This window comes from Streptomyces canus 299MFChir4.1 (assembly GCF_000383615.1).
GTDB lineage: Bacteria > Actinomycetota > Actinomycetes > Streptomycetales > Streptomycetaceae > Streptomyces > Streptomyces canus_C.
This window is the reverse complement of the sequence record NZ_KB911596.1, coordinates 156,187-169,867: the sequence shown is the minus strand read 5'-3', so window position 1 is coordinate 169,867 and position 13,681 is coordinate 156,187. Positions and strand designations below refer to the sequence as shown.

Sequence of the window (13,681 nt, the reverse complement as noted above, 5' to 3'; positions counted from 1 at the left end):
GGATTTGTCGACACTCAGCGGGTGATTTACCTCTCCGCGGTGAAGGTTGCCTCTTCCGACGCGTAGTTTTATCGGCAACACGCGTCTGTAGGAGCAGCCTTGGCACGGAAGATCGGCAGCCGGTACACCGCCAACCAGATCCTGGGGCGGGGCAGCGCCGGCACGGTGTGGCTGGGCGAGGGACCCGAGGGGCCCGTCGCCGTGAAGCTGCTGCGCGAGGACCTCGCGTCCGACCAGGAGCTCGTCGGACGCTTCGTCCAGGAGCGCACGGCCCTGCTCGGCCTGGACCACCCCCACGTGGTCTCCGTGCGCGACCTCGTCGTCGACGGCAACGACCTCGCGCTCGTCATGGACCTGGTCCGGGGGACCGATCTGCGCACCAGGCTCGACCGGGAGAAACGGCTCGCCCCCGAGGCGGCGGCCGCGATCGTGGCGGACGTCGCGGACGGGCTGGCCGCGGCACACGCGGCGGGCGTCGTGCACCGGGACGTGAAGCCGGAGAACATCCTGCTGGACATGCAGGGACCGCTGGGCCCCGGGGGCGCGCATCCGGCGCTGCTGACCGACTTCGGTGTGGCGAAACTCATCGACTCGCCGCGCCGGACCCGGGCCACGAAGATCATCGGGACGCCCGACTATCTGGCACCGGAGATCGTCGAGGGACTGCCGCCGCGGGCGTCCGTGGACATCTATGCCCTCGCGACCGTCCTGTACGAGCTGCTGGCCGGGTTCACGCCGTTCGGCGGCGGCCATCCCGGGGCGGTGCTGCGACGGCACGTCACGGAGACGGTGGTTCCGCTTCCGGGCATCCCCGACGAGCTGTGGCAGCTGATCGTGCAGTGCCTGGCGAAGGCGCCGGCCTCCCGGTTGCGGGCGTCCGAGCTGGGGACGCGGCTGCGGGAACTGCTGCCCTTGCTGGCCGGGATGCCCCCGCTGGACGTGGACGAGCCGGACGCGGAGCAGGAGGACGAGCAGGGCGGGGAGGACGCGGCCGCGGACTCCTCCGGGGAGCCGGCACCGTCCGCGCGACCGGTGCGGCGGGGAGCGGTGCCGTTGGTGCCGGGCGCGAAGCCCGCGGACTCCAATCGGGACACGCACACCTCGATGAGGGTGCCCGGCCCCGACGAGCTGGCCGGAGGCGCACGCGGGACGGCCCGGGTGCCGAGGCCCGCCGGGGCGCCGCGGCCGGGATCAGCGCGGCACCGGGCGACCACGCGGCGGCGGAGACTGGTCGTGGGGGTCGCGGGGCTGGTGCTGGTCGCCGCGGCGGGTGCGGGGATCTGGGCGGTCACCTCGGGCGACGACGCGGGGGCGTCGCCGCAGGACACGAAGAATTCGGCGCCTGCTTCTCCTTGAGGGGTGGCGGTGCGCGGGCGGCGGGCTTCGGTTGTTGGCGGGGTTGGTGCTGGTCGCGGGCGGTGGGTGTGGGGTGTCGTCGTGGGGCATGGAGAATTCGGCGTCTGCCTCCCCTGAGGGGGCGGCGCTACGGGGGACGACCGACGTCGGTTGTTGGTGGGGCTGGTCGCGGCGGCGGGCGCGGGGTCTGGGCGGTCACCTCGGGCGACGACGCGGGGGCGTCGCCGTAGGACACGAAGAATTCGGCGCCTGTTTCTCCTTGAGGGGTGGTGGTCCGGGGGCGACGGACGTCGGTTGTTCGCGGGGCTGGTGCTGGTCGCCGCGGCGGGTGCGGGGATCTGGGTGGCCACCTCGGGCGACGACGCGGGAGCGGCACCGCAGGACACGAAGAGCTCGGCGCCGGCCTCCCCCTGAGGGGGCGGTGCTCCGGGGGACGACCGAGGTCGGTTGCCACAGACGTTAGGCTGGAGGGCGTGGCAGTCGTCGATGTATCCGAAGAGCTCAAGTCCCTCTCCTCGACCATGGAGTCGATCGAGGCCGTTCTGGACCTCGACAAGCTGAGGGCAGACATCGCCGTGCTCGAGGAGCAGGCGGCCGCGCCGTCCCTGTGGGACAACCCGGACGAGGCGCAGAAGATCACCAGCAAGCTGTCCCACCTCCAGGCCGAGGTCAGGAAGGCCGACGCGCTGCGCAGCCGGATCGACGATCTCGCCGTGCTGTTCGAGATGGCCCAGGAGGAGGACGACCCGGACACCCTCGCCGAGGCCGAGTCGGAGCTCACCTCCGTCAAGAAGGCGCTGGACGAGATGGAGGTCCGTACGCTGCTCAGCGGTGAGTACGACTCCCGCGAGGCGCTCGTGAACATCCGCGCCGAGGCCGGTGGCGTCGACGCCGCCGACTTCGCCGAGAAGCTCCAGCGGATGTACCTGCGCTGGGCGGAGCAGCACGGCTACAAGACCGAGATCTACGAGACGTCGTACGCCGAAGAGGCCGGCATCAAGTCGACCACCTTCGCCGTGCAGATCCCGTACGCCTACGGCACGCTCTCCGTGGAGCAGGGCACCCACCGGCTCGTGCGCATCTCGCCCTTCGACAACCAGGGACGCCGGCAGACCTCCTTCGCGGGGGTGGAGATCCTGCCCGTGGTCGAGCAGACCGACCACATCGAGATCGACGAGTCCGAGCTGCGCGTGGACGTGTACCGGTCGTCCGGTCCCGGCGGTCAGGGCGTCAACACCACCGACTCCGCGGTGCGGTTGACCCACCTCCCCACCGGCATCGTCGTCTCCTGCCAGAACGAACGCTCGCAGATCCAGAACAAGGCGAGCGCGATGAACGTCCTCCAGGCCAAGCTGCTGGAGCGGCGCCGCCAGGAGGAGCAGGCCGCGATGGACGCCCTCAAGGGCGACGGCGGCAACTCCTGGGGCAACCAGATGCGTTCGTACGTCCTGCACCCGTACCAGATGGTCAAGGACCTGCGCACCGACTTCGAGGTCGGCAACCCCGAGGCTGTGTTCAACGGCGAGATCGACGGCTTCCTGGAGGCCGGAATTCGCTGGCGCAAGCAGCAGGAGAAGTAACTTTGTCGACTTGACCGTCGCACCGCAACTGCCGCCCATCGGGCGGCAGTTTGCTTTATGTCTGGGTTTTACATCACACTCACAGACCGCTTTCCCCGGCAAAGAGCGCTTACCAGGACATCGCGCCCGCAACGGCCTTGACGTTGCTTTGAAAAATGGGAAGGGTGAAGCGTGGCATGCGTATCTCTGGGGCGCATGTGAACCGGGGGACTTGAAGCACAGCTACCTTCTCCCGTCGATCACGGCCCCGAGCGCCGCCTCATTGACGATGAGCTACTGGGGGTAGCAACCACATGACGAAGAAGACGCGGATCCGGATCGCGCGTATAGCCGCCGGTGCCGTGATCGCGGCCGGTGCCTCGCTGACCGCTGCCGGCGCTGCATCCGCGCTGGAGATCGGCGTGAGCGTGGGCGAGAGCGGTGTCGGCGTGAACGTCGACACCGGCCTCGGCGACGACCCGACCGACCCGGGCACGGAGATTCCGACCGACCCGGGTACCGAACTCCCCACGGACCCCGGCACCGAGGTGCCGACGGACCCGGGGACCACGCCGCCGGTCACCGATGAGCCCACGGACCCGACCGAGGAGCCCACCGAGCCCACCGAGGACCCGACCGACCCGGGCAACGGGAACGGCAACGGGAATGGCAACGGGAACGGGAACGGGAACGGCAACGCCGGGGGTGGCAACAGCAACACCAACCCCGACGGCGGCTCCAACGCCTCCACCCAGGAAGAGGGCTCCTCGGCCCTCACCGGGACCGGCACGGACACCACGTCCAACACGGCGGCCCAGAGCAACGGTCAGGAGCTCGCCGAGACCGGCGCCGGCCAGACCGCCTTCCTGGTCATCGGTGCCGCCACGATGATCGCCGGCGGTGTCGGCTTCCGTCTGCTGCCGCGCCTGGCCGGCGGCCGCGGTGGCGCTGCCGCCTGACGGTGACGTCCGGTAGTCACGCGCCCGCTTAGCGTGCGCGTGCTGTACGACGAAGGGCCCGGAGCGGACACGCTCCGGGCCCTTCGTATGTCCTCGACCGCCGCCTACGCGGTCTGGTGCGCCAGCAGGGCCACCGCTGCGATCAGCACCGCGAGCAGCGCGATCAGAGCCGTCGGGTTCAGGCCCGCGAAGAGGTTCTCCTGCTGCAGCCGCTCGCGGTTCGCGCGGCACACATGGCACCGGCCCTCGCTCACGGGTGCCGCGCAGTTTGCGCACACCAGGCGGTCGTACGTCATGCGCGTCACCCTTCTTGCGAAATACGTTCTACGGGAAGAACGCCTCCGGGTCGGGGAATGTTCCCCTCTCTACTGTGCCAGGTTCCTCCGGGGGTCGCCTGTGCGCTGCCGAGAAGGGGTTCCCAGGTGGGCACAAAACCGCCCAACCGATACGCAACCCGAACCGGCGCCTGCGCTCGCGCACCCGGTTCGCGTATGGTCACGCTCATCTACCCCCGGCCTACCGTGGTGCATCCGTGATCCGATTCGACAACGTATCCAAGGTCTACCCCAAGCAGACCCGCCCCGCACTCAGGGATGTCTCCCTGGAAGTGGAGAAGGGCGAGTTCGTGTTCCTCGTCGGGTCCTCCGGCTCCGGAAAGTCCACCTTCCTGCGGCTGATCCTCCGCGAGGAGCAGTGCAGCCAGGGACAGGTGCACGTGCTGGGCAAGGACCTCGCCCGACTGTCCAACTGGAAGGTGCCGCAGATGCGGCGCCAACTGGGGACGGTGTTCCAGGACTTCCGGCTCCTGCCCAACAAGACGGTCGCCGAGAACGTGGCCTTCGCCCAGGAGGTCATCGGCAAGTCCCGCGGCGAGATCCGCAAGTCCGTGCCGCAGGTGCTCGACCTCGTCGGGCTCGGCGGCAAGGAGGAGCGGATGCCCGGTGAGCTCTCCGGTGGTGAGCAGCAGCGCGTGGCGATCGCGCGGGCCTTCGTGAACCGGCCCAAGCTGCTGATCGCCGACGAGCCCACCGGCAACCTCGACCCGCAGACCTCCGTCGGCATCATGAAGCTGCTCGACCGGATCAACCGGACGGGCACGACGGTCCTGATGGCCACGCACGACCAGAACATCGTGGACCAGATGCGCAAGCGCGTCATCGAGCTGGAGAAGGGCCGCCTCGTCCGCGACCAGGCACGCGGCGTCTACGGCTACCAGCACTGACCGCCGTTCGAAGAGTCCCCGGAAAGGCCTGAAGAAGACGCCATGCGCGCCCAGTTCGTACTCTCCGAGATCGGTGTCGGTCTCCGTCGCAACCTGACGATGACGTTCGCGGTCGTCGTCTCCGTCGCCTTGTCGCTCGCCCTGTTCGGCGGGTCGCTCCTGCTGAGCGATCAGGTCGGCGCCATGAAGGGCTACTGGTACGACAAGGTCAACGTCTCGATCTTCCTCTGCAACAAGAGCGACGCCGAGTCGGATCCCAAGTGCGCCAAGGGCGCGGTGACCGACGACCAGAAGAAGGACGTCCTCTCCGACCTGAAGAAGATGTCGGTCGTCGAGACGGTCATCCACGAGTCCCAGGACGATGCGTACAAGCACTACAAGGAGCAGTTCGGCGACTCCCCGCTGGCCGCGTCCCTCACCCCGGACCAGATGCAGGAGTCGTACCGGATCAAGCTGAAGGATCCGGAGAAGTACCAGGTCATCGCGACCGCCTTCAACGGCCGTGACGGCGTGCAGTCCGTGCAGGACCAGAAGGGCATCCTGGACAACCTCTTCACGCTGCTGAACCTGATGAACAGAGCCGCGCTCGGCGTCATGGCGCTCATGCTGATCGTCGCCCTGCTGCTGATCGTCAACACGGTGCGGGTCTCGGCGTTCAGCCGTCGGCGGGAGACCGGGATCATGCGGCTCGTGGGCGCGTCCGGCTTCTACATCCAGGCGCCGTTCATCATGGAGGCCGCCGTCGCCGGCGCGATCGGCGGCGGGCTCGCCTGTGTCTTCCTCGTCGTCGGTCGGTACTTCACGGTCGACCACGGCATGGCCCTGGCCACCAAGCTCAACCTGATCAACTTCGTGGGCTGGGACGCCGTCCTGACGAAGCTGCCGCTCATCCTCGCCACGAGTGTGCTGATGCCCGCGCTGGCCGCGTTCTTCGCGCTGCGCAAGTACCTGAAGGTGTGACGCATGCCAAGAGGGCCGTACGGTCAACCGGCCGTGCGGCCCTCTTGCGTTGTCCTAGACTCACCGGCATGTCGGGCCGAGATCTGTTCTGTCAGCCCCGCCGCATCCGCCGCGGGGCGGCCCTGACATTGGTGTTCGCGAGCGTCTTGGTGGCCGGCGCGGCGACCGGCTCCTTCTCCGAGGCCGACGGCAACGACCGGAAGTCCTCGTCGGACGCGGCCCGTTCGGCCGCCCCCGCGGGTCATCACGAGGACGTGGCCGCGGCGGCCGAGAAGGCCATGGCCGACGGCGCGTCCCCCGAGGAGGCCGCCGAGCGCGCCGTCAGCCGCAGCGGGGACCGCTGGGGGGCCGTCTACTCCCGTGGCGAGTACGAGGAGTTCGAGGAGGCCCTCGACGGCCGGTACACCGGCGTCGGCCTGTGGGCGCGGCGCGAGCGGGACGGCCGTATCGAGGTGACCCGGGTGAGCTCGGACTCGCCCGCGGCCGCCGCCGGGATCCGCGAGGGCGACCGGCTGCGCAGCGTCGACGGGGAGCGGGTCGACGGGCATCCGGTCACCGAGGTGGTCTCCTTACTGCGCGGCGACGCCAAGGACGCGGCCGCCGGTACGGCGGTGCGGCTCGGCCTGGAGCGCGGCACACACGCGTGGACGAAGATCGTCCGGCGCGCCCGTCTGTCCACGGACTCGGTCGCCGTCCGGGAACTCGCCGGCGGGATCACCGTCATCAGGATCGACTCGTTCACCAAGGGCGTCGGGGACGAGGTCCGTGACGCCGTCCAGGACGCTCCGGCCGGCGGCGGGATCATTCTCGACCTGCGCGGGAACTCCGGCGGGCTGGTCACCGAGGCGGTCACCGCGGCGTCCGCCTTCCTCGACGGGGGACTGGTCGCGACCTACGACGTCGACGGGTCGCAGCAGGCGCTGCACGCCGAGCCCGGCGGGGACACGAGCAGAGCGCTGGTCGCGCTGGTCGACGGCGGCACGATGAGCGCGGCGGAGCTTCTCACCGGGGCGCTGCAGGACCGGGGGCGGGCCGTGGTCGTCGGGTCCCGTACGTTCGGCAAGGGGTCCGTGCAGATGCCCAGCCGGCTGCCGGACGGGGCCGTGGCCGAGCTGACCGTGGGGCACTATCGGACCCCGTCGGGGCGAGGGGTCGACGGACGGGGTATCACGCCCGATCTGGAAGCCGACGAGGGAGCTCTTCAGCAGGCCGAGACGGTGCTCGGGGGATTGGGCGACTAGAGGTCGTCCGTCGGCTGCGGGCCGGTGTGGGCTTGTCGCGCAGTTCCCAGCGCCACTGAAGGGGCGCTGCCCCGACCGCCCGTCGATAAGGACTGGTCCTCGCACCCCCACCTAGTGCGAAAATGGGCAGCACTATGAGCAAGGGAATGTACGTACCGAAGGAGTCCCAGCCGAAGCAGGGTGGCGGGGGCGGCAAGGCCCGGGACGGGGAGAAGGGCGGCAAGCGGAAGCTGGTCGCCCAGAACAAGAAGGCCCGGCACGACTACGCGATCATCGACACCTACGAGGCCGGGATCGTGCTCACGGGTACCGAGGTGAAGTCGCTGCGCCAGGGGCGGACCTCGCTGGCCGACGGGTTCGTCCAGATCGACGGCGGTGAGGCGTGGCTGCACAACGCCCACATCCCCGAGTACAGCCAGGGCAGCTGGACCAACCACTCCGCGCGCCGCAAGCGCAAGCTGCTGCTGCACCGCGAGGAGATCGACAAGCTGGAGACCAAGGCCCAGGAGACGGGTCACACGATCGTGCCCCTCGCTCTGTACTTCACCAACGGCCGTGCGAAGGCCGAGATCGCCCTCGCGCGAGGCAAGAAGGAGTACGACAAGCGGCAGACCCTGCGCGAGAAGCAGGACCGGCGGGAGTCGGACCGGGCGATCGCGGCGGTGAAGCGCAAGGAGCGCGGTCAGTAGGGCGCGGCCGGCCCGGCGCGGTCGCCGGGAATACAGTGGCATCGGCGTGCGTTGGTCACGTACGATGGAGCCAACACCGGCCGAGGTCGGTGGGCGCATTGAAAACAAAACATGGGGATGATCGGTTTCGACAGCGGCTGTTGAGGCAGGGGAAGCGTGTCGAGGAAGCGGCAATGATCTCGTAAACCATATGTCGCAACCAATAATCGCCAATTCCAAGAGCGATTCCCGCGTCTTCGCCCTCGCTGCCTAATAAGCAGTGAGCGAAGGCCCTAACGGGTGTCAGCCCGGGAGTGTTCCCGACCCGGATCCTGGCATAATCTAGGGGACTAAACCATTGCGCCCGGTCACGGGGTGCGATGGGAAATCAAACAGTGACTGGGCCCGTCGGCGACTTGTTCGCGTGATCGCCGGGGCCGAGAAAATCGCAGCGAACTGCACACGGAGAAGCCCTGGTTCTGCACCGTTGGACGCGGGTTCGATTCCCGCCATCTCCACTCGCCTCTTCCGGGAGGCAACCCCATGTGGGCGAAGGCCCCGCTGCTCCACGGCAGCGGGGCCTTCGTCATGCCTGTCCCCGATCCGTCCCCGGTTGTCCGCACTGCCTCAGGCTTCACATGTTTCCCACATGTGACCCAGAAAACTCTTGTCCTGCACCCGACATGTATGTCTAAGGTAAACGCCGCGCCGGACGGAGCCGACCACTCCGCCACAGGGCGCGTCGAACGGCGACCGGGGGAACACCGTCGCCACGGGGAGGACAGACCACCATGCCGAGATATCGGCTCTTCACGCATGCCCGAGCGCGCTCCGGGCTCCTGACACCGCTGCTGACATCCGCGGTAGCCGTGGCGCTGATCGGCTCAGTGGCCGTACAGCCCGACCTGATCAGCCGGTACGCGGGCGACGACATGGCTTCCGTGGCCGACGCCTCGGACAGCGGCGACAGCTACGACGGCTTCGACGCCAAGGCCGCCGAACAGCTCCGACAGGACCAGTGCCTGCTGGGCGAGGCGCTGCGGATGGGCGGGCCGGCCATGTTCGGGGTCGCGCAGGACGGGCTGAACCAGACGCCGGACAAGCTGCACACCGCGGCGAACCGGCAGTACTGGGAGACCACTCCGCTGTCGACGGCGTTCAAGCAGGACCGGGACGCCGCCGACAAGGAGGGCTCGGCGCTCTACGACCACATCCGGGACTTCCAGATCTCCGGACTGCCCACGCCGTCCGGCTTCAAGTCGGTCGCCGACTTCGAGTGGCCGCCCGGCACGAGCGGCGACGACCGCCCCAACTTCTTCCAGCAGACCGGCATCTCCACGTGGATCTGGGAACAGTTCTGGAAGTCCGAGGACGACTTCTACCGTGACCTGACCCCGAAGGCCGACGACGCCGGCGTCAAGGCGGTCAAGGACCTCGGTGACCCGCTGTACGGCGGCGACCCCGACCCGCATTCGCCCAACTGGAATCAGGCGTACGAGGAGCACCAGGCCTACGACCATCTGGTGAACTGGTCGATGGAGCCGACGGCCGCCGACAACGCCCGGCTCTTCCTGTCGTACGGCGGTTTCCCGCGCACCGCGCCCGAGCCGGGCAGCGTCGAATACCGCATCGCGGTCGAGGACCTGAAGACCCGGTTCTCCTCCTGCGCCTGGCGCACCCCGGCCGACCCGAACAAGGTGCTCGGCAAGGAGGTCGCCGCCGCCTCCGCCGAGTGGCAGCAGGAGATCACCGCGCAGGCCACCCCGCGCAACCAGCTCCTGACCGCCAACAAGACCGCCGTCAAGGCGCTGGCCACCGGCTCCAAGGCACTCGGTGAACTGCTCGGACTCTCCTGGCGCGCCGACCACCTGGTCCGCTGGCAGGACTACTGGTCGGCCGGCGGCCCCGGCTGGATCGGCACCAGCCCCTTCGTCGTGCACGCCCACGGGGCATCCGACAAGTGCCTGGACGTGGCGGGCGGCAAGAAGGACAACGGCACGCCCGTGCAGATCTACACCTGCAACGGCAGCGTCGGCCAGAAGTGGCAGATCGACGGCGACCACCTGGTCAACCCCAACTCGGGCAAGTGCCTGACCGTCAAGGGCGGCGCGAGCGCCAACGGTACGGCGGTGCAGATCTCCACCTGTGGCACCGGCGCCTCCCAGAAGTGGCAGTACGGCACCCACGGCACCTCGCGCCTCTACAACCCGGGCACCGGCAACTGCCTCGACCTCGCCGACTACACCAACAGCCGGGACGGCCGGATGTGGGACTGCACCGGCAAGGCGCCGCAGCAGTTCGACGTCGTCCCGTCCGGGCACCAGGGCACCGACGACCTCGACTACCCGACCAAGGCGCAGTTCGACAAGGCGGCCAAGGGTGTCACGGACGCCCAGGCCGCCGCGAAGAAGCAGGTCGACCTGCTCAAGGCCCAGGCCACGGCGGCGAAGACGACCGCCACCACGACGGACACCGCGCTGACGGCGGCGTACGGCATCGCCGACAAGGCGGGTGCCCCGCGGGGCCGGGGTCTGCTCGCCGGGCAGCAGAAGGCGCAGGTCACCAAGGCCTCGGCCGCCGCGCTGGACGCGCTGGCCAAGGCCGGTGACACCGCCTACGCGGCCACCCGTGCCGCCGCCGGGGACAGCGCCACCGTCGCCGCACGGGCCCTGACGCAGGCCGCGCAGTCCAAGGCCGCCTTCCGTACCGCGGCCGCGAACGAGGCCCGGGCCCAGGCGAAGGCCGCCGCCGACGCGGCCGCCCTACAGGCGCAGACCGCCAAGGACGCGCGGGACCTCGCGAAGGCCAAGCTCGCCGAGACGCAGAAGGCCGAGGCCGACGCGAAGGCGGCGGCGGCCGACGCGCATGCCAAGCGGCTCGCGGCGGAGGCCGAGGCGGCAACGGCGAAGGCGGAGAAGGAGACCGCCGCCGCCAAGCAGGCCGAGGCCGCCCAGCACAAGCAGAACGCGCAGGGGTACGCGCAGACCGCCCAGGAGGCCAAGGGCCGGGCGGAGAACGCCGAGTCCACGGCCCGCGCCAAGCGGCAGGACGCCGAGGCCGCCCGGGACCGGGCCAAGGGCAAGAGCGATGACGCGTGGGACGCGGAGAGCAAGGCCAACGCCGCCCGCGCCAAGGCCGACGCCAAGGACGCCTACGCCGAGGCCCACGAGTCGGACGCCGACGCCAAGGACTCCCGGGCCGCCGCCGACGAGGCGAACAAGGCTGCCGGTGACGCCGAGTCGGCCGCGAGTTCGGCCCGAGCCGAGGCGGACGCGGCCACGCAGGCCGCGGCCGACGCGGACGCCGCCGCCACACGCGCGGAGGCCGCTGCCCGAAGGGCCCGCTCCGACGCCGACGCGGCCCAGGCCGCCAAGCTGAGGGCGGACGCCGCCGTCCGTACGGCGACCAGCGCGGCCGCCGACGCCATCAAGGCGTCCGAGGCATCCGCCTCCGCCGCCCGGACCGCGGTCAAGCTGGCCGACGAGGCCGAGAAGCACGCCGCCGACGCGATGAAGCAGGCCGACGCGGCGAAGGCCGAGGCCGCCAAGGCGGTCGCGGGCGCGGCGGACGCGGCCGGGCACGCCTACACCACCGCGCAGGCGGCGGAGGACGCCGGCAACGCGGCCCAGCAGGTGGCCGCTCCGGCGAACGACGCGATCCAGCTGGGGGCGCCCTACGTCACCACCGACTCGGCGGCGGGCCTGGCCGTGCTGTCGGGCCAGTCGTCCAAGACGATCGCCGAGCAGCAGCGGGCGGTCGCCGAGGCGCACGCGGCCAACGCGCAGAAGAACGCGGCCCAGGCGGCGAGCCTCGCGGCCGCCGCGACCGGTGACGCGAAGGCGGCCTACACGCTGGCCGCGGAGGCCGCCGGGTTCGCGGCCGACGCCCGCAAGTCGGCGAAGGAAGCGCTCGGTTACGCCGCCGAGGCCGCCCAGTACGCGGCCGACGCGCAGGCTTCCCTCGCCCGGGCCAAGGAGTACGACCGCCAGGCCACCGAGGACGCGGCCGCCGCCGACCAGGCAGCCGACCGCGCCGAGAGCTACGCGGTAGACGCCCGCGCCTCCGCCGACCAGGCGGCCCTGGACGCGGAGGCCGCCCGCTCGGCCGCCGCGCAGGCCGAACAGGCCGCCAAGGACGCCCGGGCGGCTGCCGACAGGGCGGACGCCGAGGCCACGGCGGCGGAACAGGCCGCCAAGGACGCGCAGAAGTACGCGGAGTCGGCGCAGCAGGCGGCCGACCAGGCAGCGCGCAATGACGCCAACAGCCAGGTGCAGGCGGGTGCCGGCACCGGGCTCGGCGGAGTGTTCTCCGTCATCGACGACATCAAGCAGCGCGGCGACCCGCAGCGGCTGCCGGACGACTGCTCGCGCCTTCCCTGCGACCTGGTGTACGAGGTGCACTTCGACGCCACCGTCAGCTACTACCTGTGTCTGAACCCCGAGGTGCCGGCCACCGAGTCCGGCTGCCCCGCGGAGGACACGCAGTTCCTGAAGACGAAGACGTTCACGGACCTGAGCAAGAAGGTCAAGATCTCCTCCTGGGAGGCGACCAAGGACCTGTGGAAGGGGCTCTTCGACTCGATCATCGGTGACTTCGTCGGCTGCTACCACAAGATCACCACGGCCCAGGACGGCGGCAGCTACGGCGACTGTGCCTGGGCCGCCACCTGGCTGCCGCTGGGCGGCCCGATCGCGAAGGTCACCGAGGCGATCCGCGCGGTGGACGCCGCGATGCGCACCGGCATCGGGGTCTCCGACGCCCTGAAGGCGCTGCGGGTCCTGGACGTGGACGCCCGCGCCCTGGCCGCGATCGAGCGCAGCGCACGGACGTACGAGGAGGCACGCACCGCCTGCATCCGCAACAGCTTCCCCGGCGGTACCCAGGTGGTCCTCGCCGACGGCAGCCGCAAGGACATCCGTGACGTGCGGTTCGGCGACCGGCTCCTGGCCACCGACCCCGACACCGGAAACACCCGGGGCGAGCCGGTCACCCAGACCTTCTCGCACGCCTCCGCCGACCTGCTGGACATCACACTGGCGTCCGGCGGCGACCTGACCAGCACCTCGGGGCACAAGTTCTTCGTCATCGGCCGGGGTTGGACCCTCGCGTCCGACCTGCGTCCCGGCGACAGCCTGCGTACCCCCGGCGCGAGCCCGCGCACAGTGGCCGCGGTGCTCGACCGCGACGCCTCTTCACCGCAGACCGTGTACGACCTGACCGTGGCCGGACTGCACACGTTCTACGCGGTGGCGGGCGCCACCCCGGTCCTGGTCCACAACTGCAGCGACCTCATCCTGGACGAGCGAAGCTTCCCCGGTCAGGCGCACACCCTCAAGGACCACGTGCGCCCCAGCCAGGCGGAGGCCGAGACCATCGCCCACGACAAGACGGTCAAGAACGGCTACGACACGCCGAACAGCGTGTTCGTCGACCAGCAGACCGCGCAGCAGGTCGTCGACTACGCCCTGGCCAACAACGCGAACAAGATCCGCAAGTGGATGTCGGAGAACAGGACGAACGAGCTGACCTGGTCGGGCACCTTCGGACGGAACAACTCCCTGGGTACGGTCTACTACGACAGCGGCCGGGCCGCTCCCAAGGCCACGGGCAACGGCTTCTTCATCAAGCTCGTGCGGGCGCCCAAGGTGGAGGGCCAGGCGAAACACCCCCTGGGCTACTACGTGCAGACCTGCTACCCGAAGTAAGGAGGAGACCC

General features: G+C 70.1%; 9 protein-coding genes and 1 other RNA gene. 9 read left to right on the top strand and 1 reads right to left on the bottom strand.

What is annotated here, in order from left to right; translation table 11 throughout:
• The first annotated feature begins 99 nt into the window (after window positions 1–99).
• The 3 genes from H293_RS0128720 to H293_RS0128705 all read left to right on the top strand — a co-directional run bounded on the left by H293_RS0128720 (window position 100) and on the right by H293_RS0128705 (window position 3,874).
• Window positions 100–1,356, top strand: a complete 1,257-nt coding sequence (locus H293_RS0128720) for a serine/threonine-protein kinase (protein WP_020121275.1) — start codon at window positions 100–102, stop codon at window positions 1,354–1,356.
• Between the two features lie 473 nt (window positions 1,357–1,829).
• Entirely contained in the window at window positions 1,830–2,936 is a 1,107-nt protein-coding gene (prfB, locus tag H293_RS0128710) for a peptide chain release factor 2 (RefSeq protein ID WP_020121273.1), read from the top strand.
• A 293-nt stretch (window positions 2,937–3,229) separates the two neighbouring features.
• Window positions 3,230–3,874: a hypothetical protein gene (locus tag H293_RS0128705; protein WP_020121272.1), complete on the top strand. Its 645-nt coding sequence runs from the start codon at window positions 3,230–3,232 to the stop codon at window positions 3,872–3,874.
• A 104-nt stretch (window positions 3,875–3,978) separates the two neighbouring features.
• On the opposite strand, the gene H293_RS0128700 is transcribed toward H293_RS0128705, so the two are convergent.
• Complete coding sequence (locus tag H293_RS0128700) at window positions 3,979–4,170, bottom strand: hypothetical protein (protein ID WP_020121271.1); 192 nt, start codon at window positions 4,168–4,170, stop codon at window positions 3,979–3,981.
• Window positions 4,171–4,406: 236 nt separating this feature from the next.
• Here H293_RS0128700 and ftsE point away from each other — a divergent pair, with 236 nt between their 5' ends.
• The 6 genes from ftsE to H293_RS50115 all read left to right on the top strand — a co-directional run bounded on the left by ftsE (window position 4,407) and on the right by H293_RS50115 (window position 13,670).
• Complete coding sequence (ftsE, locus tag H293_RS0128695; RefSeq protein WP_020121270.1) at window positions 4,407–5,096, top strand: cell division ATP-binding protein FtsE; 690 nt, start codon at window positions 4,407–4,409, stop codon at window positions 5,094–5,096.
• 42 nt (window positions 5,097–5,138) lie between these two features.
• Window positions 5,139–6,056 carry a permease-like cell division protein FtsX gene (gene ftsX / locus H293_RS0128690; RefSeq protein WP_020121269.1) on the top strand — a complete coding sequence of 306 codons (918 nt, stop codon included), beginning with the start codon at window positions 5,139–5,141 and terminating at the stop codon, window positions 6,054–6,056.
• Window positions 6,057–6,124: 68 nt separating this feature from the next.
• A complete protein-coding gene (locus tag H293_RS0128685) occupies window positions 6,125–7,297 on the top strand; it encodes a S41 family peptidase (RefSeq protein WP_199790206.1) in 1,173 nt (390 codons plus the stop codon).
• A 146-nt stretch (window positions 7,298–7,443) separates the two neighbouring features.
• Window positions 7,444–7,986, top strand: a complete 543-nt coding sequence (gene smpB / locus H293_RS0128680; protein ID WP_007382420.1) for an SsrA-binding protein SmpB — start codon at window positions 7,444–7,446, stop codon at window positions 7,984–7,986.
• Window positions 7,987–8,099: 113 nt separating this feature from the next.
• Window positions 8,100–8,486, top strand: a transfer-messenger RNA (tmRNA) gene (ssrA, locus tag H293_RS54310).
• A 270-nt stretch (window positions 8,487–8,756) separates the two neighbouring features.
• Window positions 8,757–13,670 (top strand): ricin-type beta-trefoil lectin domain protein, encoded by a 4,914-nt coding sequence (locus H293_RS50115; RefSeq protein ID WP_020121267.1) that lies wholly within the window; start codon window positions 8,757–8,759, stop codon window positions 13,668–13,670.
• Window positions 13,671–13,681: the final 11 nt, after the last annotated feature.